The organism is Nocardia sp. NPDC127606 (assembly GCF_042671725.1).
In the GTDB taxonomy this organism is placed as follows: Bacteria; Actinomycetota; Actinomycetes; order Mycobacteriales; family Mycobacteriaceae; genus Nocardia.
On record NZ_JBHXWQ010000008.1, the window covers coordinates 323,029 to 347,243 of the forward strand.

A 24,215-nucleotide genomic window follows, 5' to 3' on the forward strand; every position below is an offset into this window, starting at 1 on the left:
CGCTCCCCCGCGGGGGCGGGCCTGCTCGTCTATCGTTGGGCGGGTGGCCAAGTCTGCGGCGCCTGCGGTCGAACTACCGGTGGGTGAGCACACGGTGCGGGTCAGCAATCCCGACCGGGTGTATTTTCCCGAGCTCGGCGTGACCAAGCTCGACCTGGCGCGGTACTACCTGAGCGTCGGGGACGGGATCGTCAACGCCCTGCGAGATCGGCCCTGCATGTTGCACCGATTTCCCAAGGGTCTGCCGGGCGGAAAGGTGCACCAGAAGCGCGTGCCCGCGGGTGCGCCGGACTGGATCCCGACCGTGCGCGTGTATTTTCCGCGCTACGGCAGGCATGCCGACGAGCTCTGCGTGCACGAGCTCGCCGACGTGATCTGGGCTGTGCAGATGTCCACGGTGGAGTTCCATCCCTGGAATTCGCGGGCATCCGATACCGAGTCACCCGACGAATGGCGCATCGACCTCGATCCGATGCCCGACTGCCCGTGGTCGCGGGTGCAGCGAGTGGCCGGGGTGGTGCACGAGGTGCTCGACGAGCTCGGAGCGGTCGGCTGGCCGAAGACCTCCGGTGGGTCCGGACTGCACGTGTACGTGCGGATCGCGCCGGAGTACGGGTTCCAGGATGTCCGACGGGCCGCGCTCGCGTTCGCGCAGGAGATCGAACGGCGTGCGCCCGAGGATGTCACGACGGCCTGGTGGCGCAAGGACCGCGATCCCGCGCAACTGTTCGTCGACTACAACCAGAACGCGCGCGACCACACCATCGCCGCCGCCTACTCCGTGCGCGGCGTACCGGAAGCCACCGTGTCGACGCCGGTTCGCTGGACCGAGATCGACGACATCGTGCCCCGCGACTTCACCATCAAGACCGTGCCTGCCCGCTACGCCGAACTCGGCGACCTACAGGCCGACATGGACAACGCCGTCTTCGACATCGCGCCCCTGCTGGAACTGGCCGACCGGCACGGCGTCGAGGAACTCGTCGACCTCGACGAACAGTGAGCAGTCCTGGACGACTTCGCGAGACCGGGGAGGGTGCGGGGGCGCTGTCGACAGCGACCAGGAAGAATCACAGTGCGGGACCGCGTGCGGTGCCGAGGACAGCGCTCGAGCCGCAGTGCGGCACAGGCAGCCGATCGACCCAGGAGGTCTCTGTGCAGGAATCCGCGACCACGATCGCGATCGCCCCGGACCAGCCGGCGCCGCGCTTGCTCGAGAAAGCGGTCGTCGGAGCGGGCGCTCGGGTCGGTGAGCTAGCGGAGGCCGACGCACTGATCTGGACCGGCAAGCCCGGTGATTTTCCGGCGACCCTGCCGTCGTCGGTGCGCTGGGCGCAGTTGCCCGCCGCGGGGATCGAGGACTTCTTCGACGCGGGCGTGTTCACCGCGCATCCGGAGGTGGTGTTCACCTCCGCGGCCGGGGCGTTCTCGCACAGTGTCGCCGAACACGCGCTGATGCTGTTGCTGGCCGGGGTGCGGTACCTGCCCGAACAGTTGCGGGCGACGTCGTGGCAGCAGCGGGAGTTCTTCCCGCACGTCGGATCGTTGCGCGGCAAGACCGTGACGATCGTCGGCGCCGGCGGGATCGGTCGCGCGTTGATCCCGATGCTGGCTCCGCTGGGCGCCCATGTGATCGCGGTGAACCGGTCGGGACGTCCGGTGACCGGCACCGGCATTCCCGCCGATGTCGAGACGGTGCCGACCGATCAGCTCGCGCGGGTGTGGTCGCACACCGATCATGTGGTGGTCGCGGCACCGGCCACGGCGCAGACCCGCCACCTCATCGGCGCCGACGAACTGTCCAGGCTCAAGCCGTCGTCGTGGGTGATCAATGTGGCCCGTGGCAGCCTGATCGACACCGACGCGCTGGTCGACGCGCTGACCGGCGGGTTGATCGGAGGCGCCGGACTCGACGTCACCGACCCGGAACCGCTGCCCGACGGGCACCCGCTGTGGACATTGCCGAACGCGATCATCACCCCGCACGATTCGAACCCACCGCAGTTGCGGTTGGCGGCGTTCGCCGATCATGTCGGCGCGAATGTGGCGCGGTTCGTCGCGGGCGAGCCGTTGGACGCGATCATCGATACCGCGCGCGGTTACTGAGCGGTCCGGCCGCTCACCCAGGCGGCGATCGTAGAAGGGTTCGCCGACCTCAGCGTCCACCGAAATACTCAGCCGAGGTACTCAGCGCGGGAAAAGATTCCGTTCGGAGGTATGAGGCTCGATCGGCACGCCGGAATCGGACAGCGCGGGTTAGGCTGTCCTCGTCCTGGTTCGGTAAGGATGGGATCGGCAATGGGATGGACCTTCACCGCTGACGAATTCGCGCACGTCTGGCGGGAATCGGGTCAGGATCGCATGCCCTTTCCGCTGCGCGTGCTCGAGTCGCCGCGCACCGAGAACGACGCGGCCCGATTACGCGCGGGACTCGACGACCGACTACGCGGGGGCGACCCCGACCTCGCCGCCTGTCTGCGGATCATCGCCGAACCGCACGCCAGGATCGTGCTGGTCGGCGGCGCCCATACTCCCGGCAGCGAAATCCGGCTGCTGGCCTGCGCGGTCTACGACCACGCGGTCCTGGTAGTGCAGGAACCCAGTACCCGGCCCGATTACGGTGGCAGCGTGCGTGTTTCGATCGGGCACACCGCGGGGATCGGCGCACGCGTCACCGCCTGCCTGCCCGATACCCCACCCGGACGCGAACCCGCGCGCGAGGCCGCGACCGATGCGGTGCGCGACGAGGAAACCGTGCTCGCGACCCATCCCGCCGTGCCGCGCATCCAGCGATTATTGCGCAGGCCGCACACCGCCGAGGGCCACATCCGCATCGAAACCGGGCTCGACCGTCCGGTGCCGAGCCCACCGGTGCACTATAGCTGGATCGACGTGGCCAACGACGGCCGCTACCTGCTGCGAGCGGGCGAAACCGTGCACGTGGTGCCCGCGTCCACTGGGCAACTGGCCGCGCAATTACAGCGCAGATTGGTGCCGGCGCACAGTTCGCACAGCAGAAGGTCCGGCTAACCTGGACTCCACCGCATCATCTGGAGGGGAGACGCGATGACGATCGAGAGCAGCAGAGCCGAGATCTCCCGGTTCCGCAGCGCCGCCGCGGCGGGGACACTGACGTTCGACCCCGATGCCGCGCGCCGGTGCGCCGACCTCTACGAACAGCAGGCCGAGCATCTCGCCCAGCTGCGGCAGGGGCTCGAGAACGCTTCCGAGGCAGAGGGATTCGGCGGATTCGTCTCCGCCCAGCAGCTACAGGCGGGCTTCGCGCACAAGGCACGCGACGCCGCCGAACTGCTCGATCGCTACATCGAGGCGGCCTACCGGATGAAAGAGGCGTTCCTGCTCAGCGCGGGCCTCTACGAGGAAGCCGACGCCGCAGCGGCCGCCGCCCTGCGCGCCGTCGATACGAGGGTGCGCGGATGAGCACCGACCCCACCTACATCAGTGCGATGGAACATTTCGAATCCATGCCGCACGAACAGATCTACACGCGCGCCCAGCAGATCGACGCCGGTGCCATCCTCGGCGCGTCGATGACCTGGCTGGAGACCGCCGCCACCCTCACCACCTCGATGCCGCTGACCAAATCCAGCGCCGACCGGGTGATCAACGACACCGGCTGGTCCGGCGCCGCAGCCGATGCCGCCGCCGCGAGCACCCGCAGCTTCGCCGCCTCCATCGACGAACTGGCCGTGGTGATGGCCGAAGTCGGCGCCCGCCTCGGCGGTGTCGCCGCGGCCGCCGAAGCCGTGAAGCTGGCCGTTGTGGCGCCGGGCGGTTCGGGCCCGATCGGAGCGATCGCCCGACTGCTGGAGAGCGCGCAGGTGATCGACGCGCAGATGGCGGCCGAGGCGTTGCGCCAGGAAGCCGTGCTGGCGATGAACATGATCTACAAACCGGCGTATTCGCTTGCCGGAACCGGTGTCCCAGCGCTGCCCACCGCACCAGGGGAGACAGAATCGCCTTCGGGCCGAGGTGGTTCCCCGTCGCCGGGCAACGGGTCGACCCCCAGGCCCGGCACGAGTCCCTCCGCGCCACAAGGCAATTCGCCCGATTCTCCCCAGGAACCCGAACCCGGCGCGACGCCCGGTGATGCACCGGCACCTGGCGACACTGTGACACCAGGCAAAAACCCCGCACCATCGGAAAGCCCTGCACCCCAAGGCCAGAGCGCCACTCCACAATCGCCGACATCCGATCCTACTGCCCCCACCACCGAAGCGCCGGCACCGTCTACTGAAGCGCCCGCACCCACCGCAGAGCCGCCAGCGCCGCCTACCGAAGCGCCCGCACCCACCACCGAAGCTCCAGCACCATCTTCCGAAGCGCCCGCACCCACCACCGAAGCGCCCGCACCCACCACCGAACCGCCAGCACCGCCCACCCAAGCACCGGCGCCGACTACTGAAGCGCCCGCACCTACCACCGAAGCTCCAGCACCATCTTCCGAAGCACCTGCACCCACCACCGAACCGCCAGCACCGCCCACCCAAGCACCGGCGCCGACTGAAGCGCCCGCACCCACTACCGAAGCGCCGGCGCCGTCCACCGAACGGCCCGCTCCACCGAGCCAGGGCCCAACCATTCCGCCGACGAGCTCGCCCAGCGAGGCACCCGCTCCCCCGCCCACGCAGCCGAACCAGCTACCAACACAGCAGGATTCGAACCCGCCGGCACCGAAGCCCCCGACCGGAGAGACCCCCCGGCCGACCGAAGCCCCCGCACCGACATCGGAACAACCGGCCTCACCGGCACCCCCCGGTCGCCAAGCGCCACAACCACTTCCGCTGCCAGGCATGCCCGACATGTCCGACCCAGGCGGCCAGCCCGGCGTCACCGGCCCGGTTCCCGGGTCCGACGTGTCACCGTCACAGCCCGCCACACCCAAGGCACCGCCGCCCGAGACCGACCAGCCAGGAGTAGTCCCTCAGCGGTAGATCACCGACACCGGTACGTCAACGAGCCCTTCTGCGAAGTACCCGGACCTCCCATCCACACCCACAAACCCCAGGCCAGCCATCCCCGCACACCAGCCACACCCAGAGGCCGGCCACCCACATCACCAACCACACCCACATGCCTTGGGCCGGCCACCCGCACTACCAGCCACCGTCAAACCCTGGGCCGACCACCCCGCGCCACCAGCCACACCGTCAAAGCTTGGGCCGGCCATACCACCACCCACACGGTCAAACCCTGGGCCGACCACTCGCACCACCAGCCACACGGTCAAACCCTGGGCCCACCACCCGCGCCACTCAGCCACACCGTCAATCCTCGAATCCGCCATGACCGCACTCCCAGCCCCGCCCCCGCGACCCCTAGGGAGCGGCGGCCACGAAGTGGCCGGTCCGCGGCCGGGCCGCCGGTTAGCCGCCGGTGCGTAGGCGACGAAGGAGCAAGCACCGGCGGCTAACCGGCGGCCCCTCAGGGCCGCGGACACGCGCGCGCCAGCGCGCCAACAAACAGCCAGTGCTTCCCGGACTACTCAAACCCAGGTCATCTCTTCGCAGACGCGGCCGTCAACCACATAAGCAGCCCGAACAAACAGAAGTCCTGTTCAGACCTTGACCAGATCGTCCGCATGAATCACCGGACGTTGCATCGTCTCCGGAAGATCAGTAGTGGAACGGCCGAGCATAGAGCTGAGCTCAGCACTGTCATATTCGATAACCCCCCGAGCGACAACCTCGTCTTCAGGACTGACCAGATCGACCACATCCCCCCCGAAGAACCGTCCACGAATACCGGTGATGCCCGCCGCCAACAACGAGTGTCGTTGAGCCACCGCATCAACCGCCCCCGCATCGAGCAGAACCGCGCCACGAGGATCAGCGGCATGGCGAACCCAGAACTTACGACCGGAGAGCCGAATCGGGCGAGCAGCGAACGCCGTACCCACCGTGCCGCCGGTGAGGGCAACCGAGGCGTCAGCGGCCGAGGCCAGCAGAACAGGGATGCCCGCATCGGCGGCGAGCCGGGCGGCAGAGAGCTTGGAGGCCATGCCACCGGTCCCGAGCGCGCCACCGCTACCCGCGATAACGCCGTCGAGGTCGGCACTGCTGCGCACCTCGGGAATGAAATTGGCGGCGCCCTTGCGCGGATCGCCGTCGTAGAGCCCGGCCACGTCCGACAGCAAGATCAGAGCGTCGGCGCCCACCAGGTGCGCCACCAGGGCGGCGAGGCGGTCGTTGTCGCCGAAGCGGATCTCCTCGGTAGCGACCGTATCGTTCTCGTTCACCACCGCGATCGCACCGAGCGAACGCAACCGGTCCAGCGTGCGCTGGGCATTGCGGTGATGCTCACGCCGGGCGAAATCATCGGCGGAGAGCAGGATCTGGCCGACGGTGCGGTCATAGCGGGCGAACGACGTTCCCCACGCGTGGGCGAGAGCCAGCTGACCGACACTGGCCGCGGCCTGCTTGGTCGCCAGATCCTTGGGCCGCTTCGACAGACCGAGCGGAGCGATTCCCGCGCCGATCGCGCCCGAGGACACGACCACCACGTCCGAACCGGCCCGCATCCGCGCCTCGACCGCGTCGGCCAGCAGATCGAGGCGCGCGGTGTCGAGGCCACCTTCGAGGCTGGTCAACGCCGACGAGCCGATCTTCACCACCACGGTGCGCGCCGACACGATCGCCGCGCGTCCCTGACTCAGCTCCGAACCCACCTGCATCGTTCAACTCCCTGCACCACGATCACCGAGCTACCTCGTCAACCATCGCAGTATGCCGATCCAACGGTCGCGCCCGACAGCCGATTTCGCCGGGCGCGACTCACCTCACTCTTTGCGTTCGCCGTTTTCGTCGAGCAGACCACGCCGCGCCTGCGAGGCGAGCTTGCGCTCGGCCGCACCGATACGATCGTTGGTCTCGAGCCGGAGGTCGGTTCCGCGGCCGGTCGGCTGCATGTCGACACCCGCCGAGATCATCGGCTCCCATTCGAAGGTCACGCCGGCGATGGTGACCGGGCAGCCCGGCTGCGCACCCTGCTTGACCAGCTCGGCTTCGACACCGAGGCGAGCCAACCGGTCGGCCAGGTAGCCGACGGCCTCGTCGTTGTTGAAGTCGGTCTGGCGAATCCAGCGCTCGGGGCGAGTGCCGCGCACGATGAAACCACCCGCCTCCTCCGGGTCGGCGATGACGCTGAAACCGGTCTCGTCGGTCGCGATCGGGCGGATGATCGTGCGCTTGGGCGCGGCCTTGGGGTGATCTTCGCGATACTGACGAACCATGTCGGCCAGCGCGAAAGTCAACGGGCGCAGGCCCGCGCGGCTCACGGCGGAGATCTCGAACACCGGCCAGCCACGCTCGGCGAACTCAGCGGACACCATTTCGGCCAGCTCGGCCGCATCGGGCACGTCGGTCTTGTTGAGGATGACCACGCGCGGGCGGTCGGCCAGGTCACCGAGGCCGGCGTCACCTGACAAGGCGGGCTTGTAGGCAGCGAGCTCGGCCTCGAGTGCATCGACGTCGGAGACCGGGTCGCGGCCGGGTTCCAGGGTCGCGCAGTCGACGACGTGGGCGAGCACCGCGCAGCGTTCGATGTGGCGCAGAAAGTCCAGGCCGAGGCCGCGGCCTTCGCTGGCACCGGGGATCAGGCCGGGCACGTCGGCGATGGTGAAGGTCGTGTCACCGGACAGCACGACGCCCAAGTTGGGGACCAGCGTGGTGAACGGGTAATCGGCGATCTTCGGCTTGGCCGCGGACAGCACCGAGACCAGCGACGACTTGCCCGCGGACGGGAAGCCGACAAGTCCGACGTCGGCGACCGACTTCAGCTCGAGTACGACGTCGACCTCGTCGCCCTCTTCACCGAGCAGCGCGAAACCGGGCGCCTTGCGTGCCTTGGACGCCAGCGAGGCGTTGCCGAGGCCACCGCGGCCGCCACGGGCGATGATGAATCGGTTGCCCGCGCCGACGAGGTCGCAGACCACCTTGCCGTCGTCATCGACGACGACCGTGCCGTCGGGGACCTGCAGCACCAGATCGGCGCCGTTCTTGCCCTCTCGGTTGCTGCCCTCGCCCGGCTTGCCGTTGCCGGCCTTGGCGTTGGGGTGGAAGTGGAAATCGAGCAGGGTGTGGACGTTGGCGTCGACCTCGAGGATCACGTCGCCACCGCTGCCGCCGTTGCCGCCGTCGGGCCCGCCGAGCGGCTTGAACTTCTCACGATGCACCGAGGCGCAACCGTGTCCACCTCTACCGGCACGAACATGCAGCACGACGCGGTCGATGAATTTGGACATGGGTTGATCCTCCTCCTTCTGACTAGTCGTTTGCGGTAAGGGGTGGGGAGAACACGACAGAGCGGGTCAGGGAATCAACCCTGACCCGCTCTGGTGTCTGTGGGGAGCGAAGCTCCAGGCGGTCAGGCCTGGACCGGCTCCGGTACGACGATGTTGACGGTCTTGCGGCCACGCTTGGTGCCGAACTCGACCGCGCCCGCCTCGAGGGCGAACAGCGTGTCGTCGCCACCACGGCCGACGTTCACGCCCGGGTGGAAGTGAGTTCCACGCTGACGGACCAGGATCTCGCCCGCGCTGACCTTCTGGCCGCCGAAACGCTTCACGCCGAGGCGCTGGGCGTTCGAATCGCGGCCGTTCCGGGAGCTGGATGCGCCCTTCTTATGTGCCATTGCTTCGTCTCCTCGGGAAAATTCTTACTTGATGCCGGTGACCTTGATGACCGTCAGCGGCTGACGGTGACCCTGGCGCTTGTGGTAGCCGGTCTTGTTCTTGAACTTGTGGATCCGGATCTTCGGGCCCTTGGTCTGGTCGATGACCTCAGCGGCCACGGAGATCTTGGCCAGCTTGTCGGCGTCGGTGGTCAGATCGGTGCCGTCGACGACGAGAACCGGGGTCAGCGCCACGGCGGTGCCGACCGCGCCCTCGATCTTCTCGACCTTCACCAGGTCACCGACCGCGACCTTGTACTGCTTTCCGCCGGTCTTGACGATTGCGTACGCTGCCATCGGTCGGCTTCCTCCACTCACATTGGTCCTGCACATGTCCACGCCGCAGCTGCGACGCGTATTCCTGGGCTCATCCCCGCACGAGCGGGGGAAGAACGTTTGCTGCCTGCGGTATCACCCGGCCTGCTCGGCTGGATGCTCAATCACTGGGCAGCGACCGACCTAGGTTACCAGAATGGTATCCACTCCCCCAATTCGGCCGGTCAGGGGCCGAATCGAGGGCTTGCGTGCGAGGAGCGATCCGCGCACGCAAGCATCGGGCTACTTCGATTCGGCGGCCGGCGCGCCCGCGGGACGACCCACGGCGCGACGACGCGGCTTGCGCTCCGGGACGACCACGGGCTCCGCCGCGAAGTCCACGACGGCGGCCGCGGGCGGCTGCTCGTTCGCCGACAGGACGAACACGGCGCCCGCGCTGTCCGGTGCTGGCGCTGCCGTCGACCGGGCTACGCGACGCCTACGAGGCGCCCGCGGTGCGGGTTCCTCGGCGGCGGCAGCCGGTTCGGGCTCGACGACCGGAGCCGGTTCCGGCTGCGGGGTCTCGACGACCGGCGTCTCGACGACAGCGGCGGTCTCGGCCGGGGCCGAGATCACTACCTCTTCCTCTTCCTCGACCTCGACGGCCTCGGGCTCGGCCTCGCCGGAGATGACCCCGGTGAGCGGACCCTCGGTGCTCTGCTCGGTGTTCGCCGCGGCGACGCCACGACCCGAACGACGCGACCGCGAACGCGACCGCGACCTGGTGGGCTCGGCGGGCGCTTCCTCGACGACCTCGGTGTGCTCGTCGCCGTGCTCGTCGTCGTGATGACCTGCCATCGCGAGCACCACCGGGTGGGCCCGCTTGACCGCGATGTCCTCTTCGGCGTGCTCGGCGGCCGGTGCGGTGCCGTTGGTCGCCGGCGCCGCGGTGGCGGCGGGCTTGTCGCGATCCTTGCCGCGACGACGGCGCGAACCGCCCTCCTTCGAACGCGGCTCCTCCACTCCGGACCCGGAATCCACCGGGTAGGAGTGCACGAGAATGCCGCGACCGTGGCAGTGCTCACAGGTGGTCGAGAAGGCCTCGACCAGTCCGGTGCCCAGCTTCTTGCGGGTCATCTGGACCAGGCCCAGCGAGGTGACTTCCGACACCTGGTGGCGGGTGCGGTCACGTCCGAGCGCCTCGGTGAGACGACGCAGCACCAGGTCACGGTTGGATTCGAGGACCATGTCGATGAAGTCGACGACGATCATGCCGCCGATATCGCGCAGCCGCATCTGGCGCACGATCTCTTCGGCCGCTTCCAGGTTGTTCTTGGTGACGGTCTCTTCGAGGTTCGACGAGCCCGACCCGGTGAACTTGCCGGTGTTGACGTCGACGACGGTCATCGCCTCGGTGCGGTCGATCACGAGGGTGCCGCCCGAGGGCAGCCACACCTTGCGATCGAGCGCCTTGGCCAGCTGCTCGTCGATCCGGAAGGCGTCGAACACGTCGACACCGTTGTTCTCGTGCCGGTTGACCCGCCCCAGCAGGTCGGGCGCCACGGTGCGGACGTAGGTCTCGACGGTGCTCCACGCGCGGTCACCTTCGATGACCAGCTTGGCGAAGTCCTCGTTGAACAGGTCACGGATGACCTTGACCAGCATGTCGGGCTCTTCGTAGAGGGCCTTCGGTGCGTTGGTCTCCTTGGCGGCGGCCTCTTCGATGGTGCGCCAGGCGGCCTGCAGCCGCTCGACGTCGCGAGCCAGTTCGGGCTCGCTGACACCCTCGGACGCGGTCCGGATGATCACCCCGGCGTCGGACGGGACGATCTCGCGCAGGATCTCCTTGAGACGCTTGCGCTCGGTGTCGGGCAGCTTGCGGCTGATCCCGGTGGAGGTGCCACCCGGCACGTACACCAAGAAGCGACCCGCGAGGGAGATCTGGGTGGTGAGGCGGGCGCCTTTGTGCCCGACCGGGTCCTTGGACACCTGCACCAGCACCTGATCACCGGGCTTGAGCGCCTGCTCGATCTTGCGCTCGCGACCGCCGAGACCGGCGGCTTCCCAGTTCACCTCACCGGCGTAGAGCACACCGTTGCGGCCGCGGCCGATGTCGATGAACGCCGCCTCCATGCTGGGCAGCACGTTCTGCACCTTGCCGAGGTAGACATTGCCCACCATCGACGCCTGACCGGAACTGGTCACGAAGTGCTCGACGAGGATGTTGTCCTCGAGGACCGCCACCTGGGTGGTGGTCTGGTGACCCGGCGCGTGCTCAGCGGGGTCGAACGCCTTCTCGCGCACGACCATCACCCGGTCGACCGCCTCGCGGCGGGCCAGGAACTCCGACTCGGTCAGGATCGGCGGACGGCGACGCCCGGCTTCCCGGCCGTCACGGCGACGCTGACGCTTGGCTTCCAGGCGGGTGGAGCCGGAGATGCCCTGCACTTCGTCGGGGTTGTTCGCACTGGAACGTTCGCGACGCTTGTTGCGGGGTTCGCGCTCGTGCACGACGGTGTTCGGCGGATCGTCTTCGGTGGCCGCCTCGGCGTCGCCGGACTCACCACCGACCTTGCGACGGCGACGACGACGGCGACGACGGCTCGCGCCATCGGAGGAGCCGTCTTCGTCATCGGTGTCGGACTCGGTGTCCTCGGCCTGCTCGGCCTCGGCGGTGACCTGCTCGGCCGGCTGCTCGGCCTCGTCGGTGTCGTCGTCATCGGCGTCGGACTCGGTGTCGTCGCCGTCGGCGGACTGCTCGCCACGACCACGGCCCCGGCCACGGCGGCCACGACGGCGGCGGCGCGGCTGGCCGTCGGCGTCGTTCTCACCGGACTGATCGGCGTCCTCGGCCTCGGCCTCGGCGTCGAGCTCCTCGGCCTTGGGCGCGACGGTTTCCTCCACCGGCGGCGCGGCGGGCTCTTCGGTCTTCTTGGGGGCCCGCTCGGCGCGACGGCGCTTACGGGTCTCCTCGGCGGCGGTGGCGTCCGGCGGGAGGAACAACGGCATATCCACCGAGGCGGGCGCCTCGAAGGTCACCGGCTCGGCCCGCACGGGGGATTCCGACGCCCGGTGGGTGAACAGATCCGTGTGCGCGTCCTCGCGCATCGCGGCGAACACCTCGTCGGTGCGCGCGACGTGGGGCGCGGAGAACAGCGACGCGGGCGCCGCTGACGTGTCGGCCGGCTGCTCGGCGACGGGGGTGGACGCGGCGCTCTTTTTCGCGCGCGTCGCGGGTGCGGGTGCTGAAGGTTCGCCGGGTTCGGCGTCCGCGGCGGCGATCGCGTCGCGCACCGTTTCGGCGACCGAACGGTCGACATTGGATTGAACGCTGCGCGCCTCGGCGCCCAACTCGGCCAGTTTGGCCAGGATGCGTTTGCTGGTCACTCCCAACCGTTTGGCCAGTGCATGAACTCGAATTCGCTCCGGCAATTGATCGGCATCCTGTTGTGTTGTGTCCAGCGGCTCTTTTTCGGCCACGAAGTCTCCTCGGGCCCCCGGGCGCGTCCTTCCCCGGTACGGGAGTGACGCGGCCGACGCGGGGGCATCGTCCGTGCACCTCGTACCCGATGGTACGAGGGTCATCTGGTCTCGCCCCGCGTGTCCGGTCGCACCTTGATCGATCATCTGGCGGGCCAACCGGTCACACGGCGCCTGGCTGTACGGCGTGGCACCGCGCTTTCGAGCGCTCATCCAGCGTGCCTGCGCGGGCAACCCCAGCAACAGGGCCGTCCGTGGCAGCGATGATCGGCATCAACCGCGGTGTCATCCGGTCATGTCCGACACCGCGTCACGTACCTGCGCGACAGGTCGGCGTCGAACACATCCGTAATCAGTATCCCATACGGTTCGCGCGGGGATCGCCATCGGCGCAACTCACGCGAACTCCGCCCTGCTCACGGCCGTGGTATCACCCGGTGGATCCGGCAAGCGAGGGCGCCCCGGCCGAGCGGAGTTCGATGCCGCCTGACCGGGTGTCCTTCTCCCTTTGCTGCGCTGCTGACCGCTGCGGGTCAGGCGGGAAATTCGGGGAACCAGAGCGCGATCTCGCGCTTGGCGGACTCGGGCGAGTCGGATCCGTGGACCAGGTTGCACTGGGTCTCCAGGCCGAAGTCGCCGCGGATGGTGCCGGGCACGGCCTTCTCCACCGGGTCGGTGCCACCGGCGAGCTGACGGAACGCCGCGATCGCGCGCGGGCCTTCGAGCACGGCCGCGACGACCGGGCCGGAGGTGATGAATTCGATGAGCGAGCCGAAGAAGGGCCGCTCGGCATGTTCGGCGTAGTGCTCGGCCGCGAGTTCCGCGGACACGTTCTTCAGCTCCAGCGCCTGGAAAGTGAGGCCCTTGCGCTCGATACGCGCGAGGATCTCGCCGGTGAGGCCTCGGGAGACACCGTCCGGCTTGATGAGTACCAACGTCTGCTCAGTCACGGGGTAACCCTAGCGTCGGCCGTGTCAGCACGCCGATCGGGCCCTCGAGCGGTCAGGACTTGGTGCCCATCCGCTGGCTGGGGAGCAGTCCCGCGTCCATACGGCGCTGGACGTCCGAGCGCAGCACGAGAATGAACGCCCAGACCGCGATGAACACCACCGCGATCACGCCGATCGAGAGGTGGATGAAGGCGCCCGCGAGCAGCAGCACCTGCAGGCCCAGGTTGAACGGGATCGCCCACGGCTTCCGCTGTACACCCGCGCCCAGGATCATCAGCAACGAGAGCACCACGAGATAGGTTCCGGAGAACCACGTGACACCGCCGCCGACGTCGGCGACCACCGGCAGCGCCAGCAGCACCACGATCGCCTCGAGGATCAACGTCCCCGCCATGACACCGCGCAGACCCTTCCACGGATCGTTGGCGGGAGGAGGCACTTCTTCACTCATGCCGGAGCCTTTCCGAACAGGGCGCGCGCGGCACCCGCGGTGACGACCGACCCGGTGACCACCACGCCGGCACCGGAGATCACATCGCCCTCGTCGCCCGCCTGCTCGGCCAGCGCGATCGCCGACTCCAGCGCGTCGGGCAGGGTCTCGGCGGTGATCACTCGTTCGTCGCCGAACCGCTGCACGGCCAGGTCGGCCAGTGCGTCCACGTCCATGGCCCGCGGGGAGCCGTTGCTGGTGACGACGATTTCGTCGAAGACCGGTTCGAGCGCGTCGAGAATCCCGGCCGCGTCCTTGTCGGCGAGCACCGCGACCACCCCGACCAGCTTGCGGAAGTCGAACTCGCCGGTGAGCGTCGCGGCCAGCGCCTGCGCACCCGCCGGGTTGTGGGCGGCGTCGACGAAGATGGTCGGCGCGTTGCGCATCCGTTCCATCCGCCCCGGGCTCGCCACCGTCGCGAAGCCGGCGCGCACAGCGTCGATATCGAGCTGACGATCCGCGCCCGCCCCGAAGAACGCCTCCACCGCGGCCAGCGCCAGCGCCGCGTTGCGGGCCTGGTGCTCGCCGTGCAGTGGCAGGAAGATCTCGTCGTAGACGCCGCCGAGCCCCTGCAGGGTGAGCAGCTGTCCACCGACGGCGACGCCCCGTTCCAGCACCCGGAACTCCGCGCCCTCGCGGGCCACCGCGGCGTCCTCGGCGACGGCCCGGCGCAGCAGCACGTCCATCACCTCGGGCTCCTGCTCGGCGATCACCGCGACGGTGTCGGTCGGGATCAGCGCCTCGGGTGCGCGCTTGATGATCCCGGCCTTCTCCTTGGCGATCGACTCGAGGTCGGGACCGAGGTAGTCGGTGTGGTCGAGGCCGATCGGGGTGATCACCGCGACCTGCGCGTGGATCACATTGGTGGCGTCCCAGGTACCGCCCATCCCGGTTTCCACGACGGCCACGTCGACCGGCGCCTCGGCGAACGCCGCGTAGGCCATGCCGGTGAGCACCTCGAACTTGCTCATCGCCGGGCCGTCGGATTCGGCGGAACGCTGGTCGATCATGCCGATATAGGGCGCGAGCTCGTGATAGGTCGCCACATAGTCGGCCGGGGAGATCGGCGCGTTGTCGATGCTGATCCGCTCGGTCGCCAGCTGCAGGTGCGGGCTGGTGATCCGGCCGGTGCGCCGATGCAGCGCGGTGAGCAGGGCGTCGATCATCCGGGTCACCGAGGTCTTGCCGTTGGTGCCCGCCACGTGGATCGCCGGATAGTTGTTCTGCGGGTTGCCCAGCAGATCCATCAGGGTGGCGATCCTGGTGAGCGACGGTTCGATCTTGGTTTCGGGCCAGCGCTTGTCGAGCTCGGCCTCTACCAGCGCCATCTCGGCGAGGTCGACCGGCGACGGCCCGGTGCTGCGCTGGGCCGCGCTGTAGTCGCTGCCACCGAAGTCGGCGTCTTCGGGGTCGAGGTCACCGGGGCCCATGTCGCTCACTTGGCGCTCAGCTCCGCCAGGCGGGCGCCGATGCGCGTGACTTCGGCCGCGGCCACATCACGTCGACCGGTGATCTTGTCGACGACCGGCTGCGGCGCCTTGGCCAGGAAGGCCTCGTTGCCGAGCTTGGCCGTGGTGGTGTCGAGGTCCTTCTGCGCGGCCGCGAGATCCTTCTCCAACCGGCGACGCTCGGCGTCGAGGTCGATCGCGCCGGAAGTGTCGAGCTGCACGGTGACGGTGCCGCCGGACAGTCGCACCTCCACCTCGGCGGTGGTGGCGAAGTCCTCGCCCGGTTCGGTGAGTCGGGCCAGGTTGGCCACCGAGTCGGCGAAACCGCCGAGCCCGACCTGCTCGATCCCGACGAGGGTGGCCTTCACCTTCTGCTTGTCGGCCAGGCCCTGATCGCCGCGGAACCGGCGGATCTCGGTGATCAATCGCTGCGTATCGGCCACTCGCTGCGCGGCGAGTTCGTCGGTCGCGACGCCACTGGCCTGCGGCCACGCGGCGATCACCACCGATTCGCCGCCGGTGAGCGCCTTCCACAGGGTCTCGGTGACGAACGGGATCACCGGGTGCAGCAGGCGAAGCACCGCGTCGAGCACAGTGCCGAGCACCACCGCGGTGCTCTCGGCGCGCGCGTCGGATTCGGCGAACTGCACCTTGGACAGCTCCAGGTACCAGTCGCACAGCTCGTCCCACGCGAAGTGATAGAGCGCCTCGCAGGCCTTGCCGAATTCGTAGGCGTCGAAGGCGGTGTCGACCTCGGCGCGAACGGCGTCGAGCCGGTCGATGATCCAGCGGTCGGCGTCGGTGAGGGACTCGCGCGGCGGCAGTTCGCCCGTGCGCGCGCCGTTCATCAGGGCGAACTTGGTGGCGTTGAACAGCTTGGTGACGAAGCTGCGCGAGGCCAGCGCGTGCGCGTCGCCGACGGACAGATCACCGCCGGGTTGGGCGCCGCGGGCCAGGGTGAAGCGCAACGCGTCGGCGCCGTAGGAGTTGATCCAGTCGAGCGGGTCGATGCCGTTGCCGCGCGACTTCGACATCTTCTTGCCGTGCTGGTCGCGGATCAGGCCGTGCAGGAACACGTCTTCGAACGGGACCTGCTTCTGGCCGCCCTTGCCCGCGGTGAGCACCGGATCGTCGCTCACGTACATGCCGAACATCATCATCCGGGCCACCCAGAAGAACAGGATGTCGTAACCGGTGACGAGGACGCTGGTCGGATAGAACTTCGATAGCTCCGGGGTCGAGTCGGGCCAGCCCATCGTGGAGAACGGCCACAGACCCGAGGAGAACCAGGTGTCGAGCACATCGGGGTCCTGCACCCAGCCCTCGGGCGCTTCCTCGCCGGGGCCGAGGCACACGACCTCGCCTTCGGGGCCGTACCAGATCGGGATGCGGTGACCCCACCACAGCTGACGCGAGATGCACCAGTCGTGCATGTTGTCGACCCAGTCGAACCAGCGCGGTTCCTGGCTGGCCGGGTGGATCTTCACGTCGCCTTCGCGCACGGCGTCGCCCGCGGCCTTGGCCAGCGTGTCGACCTTGACCCACCACTGCATCGACAGGCGCGGCTCGATCGGCTCGCCGGAGCGCTCCGAGTGACCGACCTGGTGCTTGTAGGGGAACTTGCGGCCGACGATGCGGCCTTCGGATTCGAGCCGTTCGCGGATCTTGACGCGGGCTTCGAACCGGTCCATGCCGTCGAATTCGGTGCCGCTGTCGGCGATCCGGCCCGTCTTGTCCATGATCGTCGGCATCGGCAGCCCGTGGCGCAGGCCGAGTTCGAAGTCGTTGGGGTCGTGCGCCGGGGTGATCTTCACTGCGCCGGAACCGAATTCGGGATCGACGTAGTCGTCGGCGACGATCAAGATCTGGCGGCCGGTGATCGGGTGGTACAGCGTGGTGCCGATCAGCGCCTTGTACCGCTCGTCGTCCGGGTGCACCGCGACGGCGGTGTCACCGAGCATCGTCTCCACGCGGGTGGTGGCCACGATCACGTGCGGTTCGTCGTCGTTCAGCGAGCCGAACCGCATGCTCACGAGCTCGCCGTCGACCTCCTTGTGGTCGACCTCGAGGTCGGAGATGCCGGTCTGCAGCACCGGCGACCAGTTCACCAGGCGCTCGGCACGGTAGATCAGGCCCGAGTCGTAGAGCCGCTTGAAGATCGTCTGGACGGCGCGCGAGAGACCGTCGTCCATGGTGAAGCGGTCGCGGCTCCAGTCGACGCCGTCGCCGAGGCGACGCATCTGCCCTTGGATCTGCCCGCCGGACTCACGCTTCCAGTCCCACACCTTGTCGATGAACAGCTCACGGCCGAAGTCTTCTTTGGACTTGCCGTCGACGGCGAGCTGCTTCTCCACCACCGTCTGCGTCGCGATGCCCGCGTGGTCCATGCCCGGCAGCCACAGCACCTCGTAGCCCTGCATCCGCTTGCGGCGGGTGAGCAGGTCCATGATCGTGTGGTCGAGCGCGTGGCCCATGTGCAGGGTGCCGGTGACGTTCGGCGGCGGCAGCACGATCGAGTACGGCGGCTTGTCGGAGGCGGCGTCGGCGGCGAAGTACCCGGCGTTTACCCAGCCCTCGTACAGGTCGGCCTCTACCTCGCCGGGGTTCCAGCTCTTGGGCAGGGCATCGGCACGATTACGCGAGTTGTCAGGGGCTGCGCTGGTCACGTCCCAATCCTAAGGGGAGCGGCAACCAGCTTTTTCCCCGCCTACCCGAGCACAAAAAAAGACGGAATCTTCGGTGGATGAGGGACACCGAAGACTCCGTCTACAGCATTGATCCTACCGGCGATTAACCCCGCCGAGCGGAATCCATATGGAATTCTCAGCTTCTACCCAGCGCTGGTCGGCAAGACCTGTGACGCGCCATGACGACACGCGGAAACTGTTGTGTCGCAAGCCTCCAGCCGAAATATCGGGGCAACCCCCGATTGCCGTTTTGTCCGTTTTACCGGACCCTGGAGAGGGTGACGCCCCCGCTCGATTCCTCGTCTCCCGTTCCCGCATCGGCACCGAGGATCATCACCCCCATCGCCCTGGTGGACCTGCGCGCCAGCGAGGTCGAAGAACTGCGCTACCCGAGCACCACCGTCCTGGTCTTCGCCGGTGTCCCCGGCGCGGGAAAGTCCACCGCGCTACACCGCTTCTTCGGTTCGGGACCCGACGCCGAGCATCCGGTGCGGACCGCGTCCGGCGCCCTCGTCCTCGACTCGAACCACACCCGCAATCGCCTGCGTCACCGCTTGGGCTGGGTGCCGTACTCGCTGTGGCGACCGCTGGTGCACCTCGCGCACTACCGCGCGATCCGCGACGCGCTGCGCGACAGCGACGGACCCGTCGCCATCCACGACTGCGCGACCTTCCGCTGGAGCCGCCGCCTGATCACCCGCTGGACCGCGCAGGGCCGCCGCGAACTGCACATGGTGCTCATCGACGTGCCCGCGGAGCAGGCCAGATCGGGTCAGATCAGTCGAGGCAGAAGCGTCAACAGCCTGGCCTTCACCGGACACTGCCGCCGCTGGGAAACGATGATGGACGCCCTGGGCGCCCGCGACACCACCCTCGCGCCGGATCCACAACCGCTGTCCTCGACCTCGGTGGTGATCATCGATCGTCCGACACTGCACGCGGTGTCCCGGATCGCCTTCGACCCGGCCTGATCAGGGCACCAGCACGCTCAACGCCCCGGGCATCGCCTGCACCGTCACCGGCAACATTCCCGCAGGCTCACCATCGGCCGTGGCGTATCCGCCCTCGGCACCGACCGTGATCCGCCGGGCCCGATAACGCTTGGTCGCCGGATGGTCGATCCGTTTGCCCGCCGACAACGCGGGCAGCAGCCGCGCCATCTCCAGCCGCGACACCGCGCCGACCACCGTGATGTCGAGATACCCGTCGTCGGCGAGTGCTTCCGGACACACCAGCATTCCGCCGCCGTACGTGCGAGTGTTGCCGATCGGCGCCATCACCGCGTCGGTCAGGATCACCGCGTGCGAGTCGGGTGGATTGTCGAGCGCACCGGGCGCGAGGCCGGACAGTTCGATCCGGAACGGCAGTGTGTAGCCCCGCATCAGCTCCACGACCGCGGCCACGGTGTAGCGCAGCGGGCCGCGAGGATAGCGCATCTTGTTGGCGCGCAAGGTGACTCGCGCGTCGAACCCGGTGCCGACCACGGTCGCGAACCAGGTGGGTGCGGCGTCCGCCGATTCGATCCGCCCCAGATCGATGGTCCGGGCTCGACCGCCAAGCACGATCTCGACGGCAGCCCGGGGGTCACCGGTCGGTATCCCGAATTCGCGCGCCAGGTCGTTGCCGGTGCCCGCGGGCACCAGCCCGAGCGGCACGCCGCTGTGCGCGACAGCGGCCAGCAGCACGTTCATCAGCCCGTCGCCGCCGACGCAGATCACCGCATCCGGCCGGTCCTCACCGGCGACGAGCGTCTTGACCTGTGTCACCGACTCGTCCGCGCTCGGCGCCCGCACCTCGACCACCTCGACACCGCGCGCCTGCAGTTCGGTCAGCACCGCCTCGGCGACGTCGTCGCCCCGGCCCGACCCGGAATGCGGGTTCGTGACAACGACAACGCGCCGCATCGAATGTTCGCTCACGGCACCAGCTTCCCAGGGTTGAGCACTCCGGTGGGGTCGAGTTCGCGCTTCACCGCACGCAACACCCGAACCCCCAGGTCACCGATTTCGGCGCCCATCCACGGCCGGTGGTCGGCGCCCACGGCGTGGTGGTGGGTGATGGTGCCGCCCGCGGCGACCATCGCGTCGCTCGCGGCGGATTTGGCGATGCGCCACTGCGCGATCGGATCATCGAGCTGCTTGGCGACGACGGTGAAATACAGCGACGCCCCGGTCGGATAGGTGTGCGAGATATGGCACATGACCAGCGCGGGGGTGCCCTGCGCGCCGAGCGCGTCCATCAGCGCGCCGGTGACCTTCACCTTGAGGTTCGCCAGATTGGCCCAGCTGGTGGCGGTTTCGAGCGTCTCGCACAGCACGCCGACATCGAGCAGCGCGTCACGCATGTAGGGCGCGGCGAACCGGCCGTGCTCCCATTGCTGTGCAGGCGCCTCGCCGAGCGCGGTGCCGCCCGCGGCGGCGAGCAGCTCGCTCGCCTCGGCGGATCGGGCCGCGACATGAGCCCGGCTGCCTTCGAAGGTGGTGATGGCCAGGCAGCCCGATACCGGATTGCCGCCGACATCGGCGGAGCGAGCCAGATTCAGACCCGTTTCGGCCTCGTCGGACAGCCGCATCACCGTCGGCGCGGCACCGGCCTGCACCACACCGCGCAGCGCGGCGGCGCCGGTGGCGAAGTCGGGGAACGACCAGGCTTGGTAGCCCACGGTTTCCGGCACGGGATGCACCCGCAGGGTGACCGAGGTGATGATGCCGAGCGCGCCTTCGGATCCGACGAACAGCTCGCGCAGGTCGGGGCCTGCTGCCGACGCGGGCGCCCGACCGAGGTCGAGGGTGCCCTGCGGGGTGGCGATCACCAGGCGTTCGACCATGTCGTCGAACCGGCCGTAGCCCGCCGACGCCTGACCCGACGACCTGGTCGCGGCGAACCCGCCGATGCTGGCGAATTCGAAACTCTGCGGAAAGTGCCCGAGCGAGAGTCCGTGCGCACCGAGCAACTCCTCGGCCTGCGGGCCGGTGAGCCCGGCGCCGAGGGTGGCGGTGCCGCTGGCCGGATCGACCGCGGTGAGTGTGTCGAGTCTGCGCAGATCGAGCGCGATCACGGTGTCGAACTGCCCGCGCACGGGATCGACACCACCGACCACGCTGGTTCCGCCACCGAACGGCACCACGGCGACGCCGTGTTCGGCGCAGTACTCCAGCAGCGCGAGGACCTGCGGGTGATCGGCGGGGAAGACGACGGCGTCGGGGGCGTCCTGCGGGGTGCTCGCGCGACGGCGCAGCAGGTCGGGGGTGCTCTTGCCGCCAGCGTGCCGCAGCCGGTCGAGATCGGCGGTCGTGAGATGTTCGTCACCGACGATCGCCGTCAGACCCGCCCGATCGGCGGCTGTGAGCGTGGTGGGGATCAGCGGCACGTCGTTCTCGTCGCGGCGCGCGACCGGCTCACCCGAGATCCCGAACACCTGCGCGAGCAGGCCACGGATCTGCGCCGACAGCGGCTGGTGACCGGCGGCTACGCCCCAGGCGTCCCACACCATGCTCGGCGCCACGGTGGCGGACCCGGATTGTTCGTGTTGCGTCTCGACCATGCGTTACATAATGACATATAGTGTCAAGCAGTAACCAACGATAAGTCCCAGAGTGGACATCCATACCGCTGTCGGATGTCACTACCGACCCTTCGCGACGGCAACCCCGCTGGTCCGCTCGATACCCTTGGGCGGTTCCAGCCCGACCACGGCGCTGCTGTCCGGCGCCACCGAACACACCGGCGGTGAAGCACGATGATCGATCTCGCGACCCACGCTGACCAGCTTTCGCCCACCGACGTGGCGATTCTCGATGCCACGCGGGCCTGCGTCGTCGATTTCGGCGTGCGCCGAACCACGCTCACCGAAGTGGCGCGGCGGGCCGGGGTGAGCAGGCCGACGGTCTATCGCCGCTGGCCCGACACCGGATCGCTGATCGCCGAACTGCTGGTGCGCGAACTGCGCACGATCGTCGCCGAGACCATGCCCGACACCGGCCTCGGCCGGGATCGGCTGGTCCACGGCATCGTGACGGGCTCGGCGGCGATTCGGTCGAACGCGGTGTTCGCCAAGATCTTCCGCACCGACACCGACCTGATGCTCACCTATGTGTTCGGTCGGCTCGGCCGCAATCAGCGCACGCTGATCGGGCTGTTCGCGACCGTGATCGAACTCGGGCACCGAGACGGGTCGATCCGGGCGGGTGATGCCGAGCACATGGCCACCATGCTGCTGCTCATCACCCAGTCGGCGGTGCAGTCGGCGGGCACGGTGGAGTCGTTGCTGGCCGGTACGGAGTTCGACGCCGAATTGTCCAGGGCTATCGAGGGTTATCTGCTCCCGCTACCCGATAAGGACTCCTGATGTCTCCTGACTTCCCCGCTTCCGGTGCCACCCTGAACGCGGCGCGCCGCACCGCCGACCTCACCGCACTCGGCGAGAACCCCGAGGTCGACGTGGTGGTGATCGGCGGCGGCGTGACCGGAACCGGCGTCGCCCTCGACGCCGCCGCGCGCGGACTGCGCACCATCCTGGTGGAGCGCAACGACTTCGCCTTCGGCACCAGCCGCTGGAGTTCGAAGCTGGTGCACGGTGGGCTGCGGTATCTGGCGAGCGGACGGGTCGGGATCGCGCACGAGAGCGCGGTCGAACGCGGCATCCTGTTGCGCACCACCGCACCGCACCTGGTGCGCCCACTCCCCCAGCTCGTTCCGTTGCTGCCCGGCATCAAGCTGGGCCAGAGCTCACTCATCCGCGCGGGCTTCGCCGCCGGTGACGCGCTCCGGATCGCCGCGCACACCTCCGTCGACACGTTGCCGCGCTCGCGCCGGGTGGCCGCCGCCGAGGCCCTGCGCTTGGCGCCGACCGTGCGGCGTGACGGGCTGCGCGGTGGGTTGCAGGCGTGGGACGGTCAGCTCGTCGACGACGCCCGCCTGGTCGTCGCGCTGGCTCGTACGGCGGCCGCGCACGGCGCGACGGTGCTCACCCGCATGGAGGCCGTTGCCGCGAAGGGTGATTCGGTCCAGCTGCGCGACACTCTGACCGGCGAGACCTTGACGGTTCGGGCGCGCGCGGTCGTGAACGCGACCGGTGTCTGGGCGGGCGAGGTCGACCACAGCATCGAACTGCGGCCCAGCCGCGGCACCCACCTCGTGTTCGACGCCGCGGCGTTCGGTGGCCTCAGCGCCGCGCTGACGGTGCCGGTGCCGGGCAGCATCAGCCGGTTCGTCTTCGCACTGCCTGCCGCGCACGGCCGCGTCTACCTCGGTCTCACCGACGAGGACGCGCCGGGCCCGATCCCCGACGAACCACAGCCCACCGAGTCCGAGATCGACTTCCTGCTCGACACCATCAACACCGCGCTGCGGGAACCGTTGACCCGCGCCGATATCCGCGGCCGGTTCGCCGGCCTGCGCCCGCTGCTGAAGACCGCCGACGACAGCACCGCCGACATCTCCCGCGAACACGCGGTCCTCACCTCTCCCGACGGCCTGATCACCGTCGTCGGCGGCAAGCTCACCACCTATCGCCAGATGGCCCAGGACGCCGTCGACGCCGCGGTCGCCCAGGCCGCGCTCACGGCCACCCCTTGCCGCACCACCCGGATCCCCCTGGTCGGTGCGGTCGCCGGTGCCGCCCGCGACCGTATCGACGCGCCCCCGGTCCTCATCGAGCGCTACGGCAGCGAGGCGAGCCAGATCGTCTCCGCCTGGCTGGCCGATCCCACCCTCGCCGAACCGGTCGCCCCCGGAATCGACGTCACCGCAGCCGAATTCGACTTCGCCATCACCCACGAGGCCGCCCTCACCGTCGACGACCTCCTGGATCGCCGCACCCGCATCGGCCTGGTCCCCACCGACCGCGAGGCCGCCACCCCCGCCGCCGAAGCCGCCTTCGCCAGACACACCGCCATCACCACCTGATCAACCGAGACGTGCCCCCGACCGCACTCCCAACCACACGGTCCCCCACCCCATCCCCGGCTTCAACAACCACCGCACACACCCAGCCCGTCCCCCTCTTCAACAACCCACCGCACACACCCAGCCCGTCCCCCTCTTCAACAACCCACCGCGCGCACCCAGCCTGTCCCCCTCTTCAACAACCCACCGCGCGCACACCCAGCCCGTCCCCGTCTTCCACAACCCACCCAACCCACCCACCGCACTCCCGACCCCTAGGGAGGGACGGCCACGAAGTGGCCGGTCCGCGGCCGGGCCGCCGGTTAGG

19 protein-coding genes are annotated in these 24,215 nt (G+C 68.9%); 7 read left to right on the forward strand and 12 right to left on the reverse strand.

The genetic code is table 11. From position 1 onward, the window contains the following. Positions 1-43 precede the first annotated feature (43 nt). From ligD to ACFVJ5_RS29585, 4 genes are all read left to right on the forward strand, one after another. Positions 44-1,003 (forward strand): non-homologous end-joining DNA ligase, encoded by a 960-nt coding sequence (ligD, locus tag ACFVJ5_RS29570; RefSeq protein WP_379225069.1) that lies wholly within the window; start codon positions 44-46, stop codon positions 1,001-1,003. Positions 1,004-1,155: 152 nt separating this feature from the next. Then, a complete protein-coding gene (locus ACFVJ5_RS29575) occupies positions 1,156-2,106 on the forward strand; it encodes a D-isomer specific 2-hydroxyacid dehydrogenase family protein (protein ID WP_379225071.1) in 951 nt (316 codons plus the stop codon). A gap of 192 nt (positions 2,107-2,298) precedes the next feature. After that, positions 2,299-3,030: an ESX secretion-associated protein EspG gene (locus ACFVJ5_RS29580; protein WP_379225073.1), complete on the forward strand. Its 732-nt coding sequence runs from the start codon at positions 2,299-2,301 to the stop codon at positions 3,028-3,030. A gap of 36 nt (positions 3,031-3,066) precedes the next feature. Next, on the forward strand, positions 3,067-3,441 hold the full coding sequence (locus ACFVJ5_RS29585) for a hypothetical protein (protein WP_379225075.1): 375 nt from the start codon (positions 3,067-3,069) through the stop codon (positions 3,439-3,441). Positions 3,442-3,502: 61 nt separating this feature from the next. On the opposite strand, the gene ACFVJ5_RS29590 is transcribed toward ACFVJ5_RS29585, so the two are convergent. From ACFVJ5_RS29590 to ACFVJ5_RS29635, 10 genes are all read right to left on the reverse strand, one after another. Continuing rightward, the gene (locus tag ACFVJ5_RS29590) at positions 3,503-3,904 is read right to left on the reverse strand and encodes a hypothetical protein (RefSeq protein WP_379225077.1); all 402 of its coding nucleotides are present in this window, start codon (positions 3,902-3,904) and stop codon (positions 3,503-3,505) included. 1,674 nt (positions 3,905-5,578) lie between these two features. Then, positions 5,579-6,694 carry a glutamate 5-kinase gene (gene proB / locus ACFVJ5_RS29595; protein WP_379225078.1) on the reverse strand — a complete coding sequence of 372 codons (1,116 nt, stop codon included), beginning with the start codon at positions 6,692-6,694 and terminating at the stop codon, positions 5,579-5,581. 105 nt (positions 6,695-6,799) lie between these two features. Continuing rightward, a complete protein-coding gene (gene obgE, locus ACFVJ5_RS29600) occupies positions 6,800-8,263 on the reverse strand; it encodes a GTPase ObgE (RefSeq protein WP_379225079.1) in 1,464 nt (487 codons plus the stop codon). Between the two features lie 122 nt (positions 8,264-8,385). Further along, positions 8,386-8,652, reverse strand: coding sequence for a 50S ribosomal protein L27 (gene rpmA / locus ACFVJ5_RS29605; protein WP_056821498.1), 267 nt, complete (start codon positions 8,650-8,652; stop codon positions 8,386-8,388). 24 nt (positions 8,653-8,676) lie between these two features. Then, positions 8,677-8,988, reverse strand: coding sequence for a 50S ribosomal protein L21 (gene rplU, locus ACFVJ5_RS29610; RefSeq protein ID WP_067456085.1), 312 nt, complete (start codon positions 8,986-8,988; stop codon positions 8,677-8,679). A 261-nt stretch (positions 8,989-9,249) separates the two neighbouring features. Then, entirely contained in the window at positions 9,250-12,426 is a 3,177-nt protein-coding gene (locus tag ACFVJ5_RS29615) for a translation initiation factor IF-2 N-terminal domain-containing protein (protein ID WP_379225081.1), read from the reverse strand. Positions 12,427-12,959: 533 nt separating this feature from the next. Further along, complete coding sequence (gene ndk / locus ACFVJ5_RS29620; protein ID WP_379225082.1) at positions 12,960-13,376, reverse strand: nucleoside-diphosphate kinase; 417 nt, start codon at positions 13,374-13,376, stop codon at positions 12,960-12,962. A gap of 52 nt (positions 13,377-13,428) precedes the next feature. Beyond that, a complete protein-coding gene (locus tag ACFVJ5_RS29625; RefSeq protein WP_379225084.1) occupies positions 13,429-13,827 on the reverse strand; it encodes a DUF4233 domain-containing protein in 399 nt (132 codons plus the stop codon). Beyond that, a complete protein-coding gene (locus ACFVJ5_RS29630) occupies positions 13,824-15,194 on the reverse strand; it encodes a bifunctional folylpolyglutamate synthase/dihydrofolate synthase (protein ID WP_379225127.1) in 1,371 nt (456 codons plus the stop codon). Before ACFVJ5_RS29630 ends, ACFVJ5_RS29625 begins: the two co-directional genes overlap by 4 nt. Before the next feature lie 107 nt (positions 15,195-15,301). Next, the gene (locus ACFVJ5_RS29635) at positions 15,302-17,980 is read right to left on the reverse strand and encodes a valine--tRNA ligase (protein ID WP_379225086.1); all 2,679 of its coding nucleotides are present in this window, start codon (positions 17,978-17,980) and stop codon (positions 15,302-15,304) included. Positions 17,981-18,279: 299 nt separating this feature from the next. Here ACFVJ5_RS29635 and ACFVJ5_RS29640 point away from each other — a divergent pair, with 299 nt between their 5' ends. After that, positions 18,280-18,972, forward strand: coding sequence for an AAA family ATPase (locus ACFVJ5_RS29640; protein ID WP_379225088.1), 693 nt, complete (start codon positions 18,280-18,282; stop codon positions 18,970-18,972). On the opposite strand, the gene ACFVJ5_RS29645 is transcribed toward ACFVJ5_RS29640, so the two are convergent. Beyond that, positions 18,973-19,920 (reverse strand): YegS/Rv2252/BmrU family lipid kinase, encoded by a 948-nt coding sequence (locus tag ACFVJ5_RS29645; protein ID WP_379225090.1) that lies wholly within the window; start codon positions 19,918-19,920, stop codon positions 18,973-18,975. Further along, positions 19,917-21,545 (reverse strand): FAD-binding oxidoreductase, encoded by a 1,629-nt coding sequence (locus tag ACFVJ5_RS29650; protein ID WP_379225092.1) that lies wholly within the window; start codon positions 21,543-21,545, stop codon positions 19,917-19,919. Before ACFVJ5_RS29650 ends, ACFVJ5_RS29645 begins: the two co-directional genes overlap by 4 nt. Positions 21,546-21,740: 195 nt before the next feature. On the opposite strand from ACFVJ5_RS29650, the gene ACFVJ5_RS29655 reads away from it, so the two are divergent. Further along, the gene (locus ACFVJ5_RS29655) at positions 21,741-22,349 is read left to right on the forward strand and encodes a TetR/AcrR family transcriptional regulator (protein WP_379225094.1); all 609 of its coding nucleotides are present in this window, start codon (positions 21,741-21,743) and stop codon (positions 22,347-22,349) included. Next, on the forward strand, positions 22,349-23,908 hold the full coding sequence (locus tag ACFVJ5_RS29660; protein ID WP_379225096.1) for a glycerol-3-phosphate dehydrogenase/oxidase: 1,560 nt from the start codon (positions 22,349-22,351) through the stop codon (positions 23,906-23,908). Before ACFVJ5_RS29655 ends, ACFVJ5_RS29660 begins: the two co-directional genes overlap by 1 nt. Positions 23,909-24,215 lie beyond the last annotated feature (307 nt).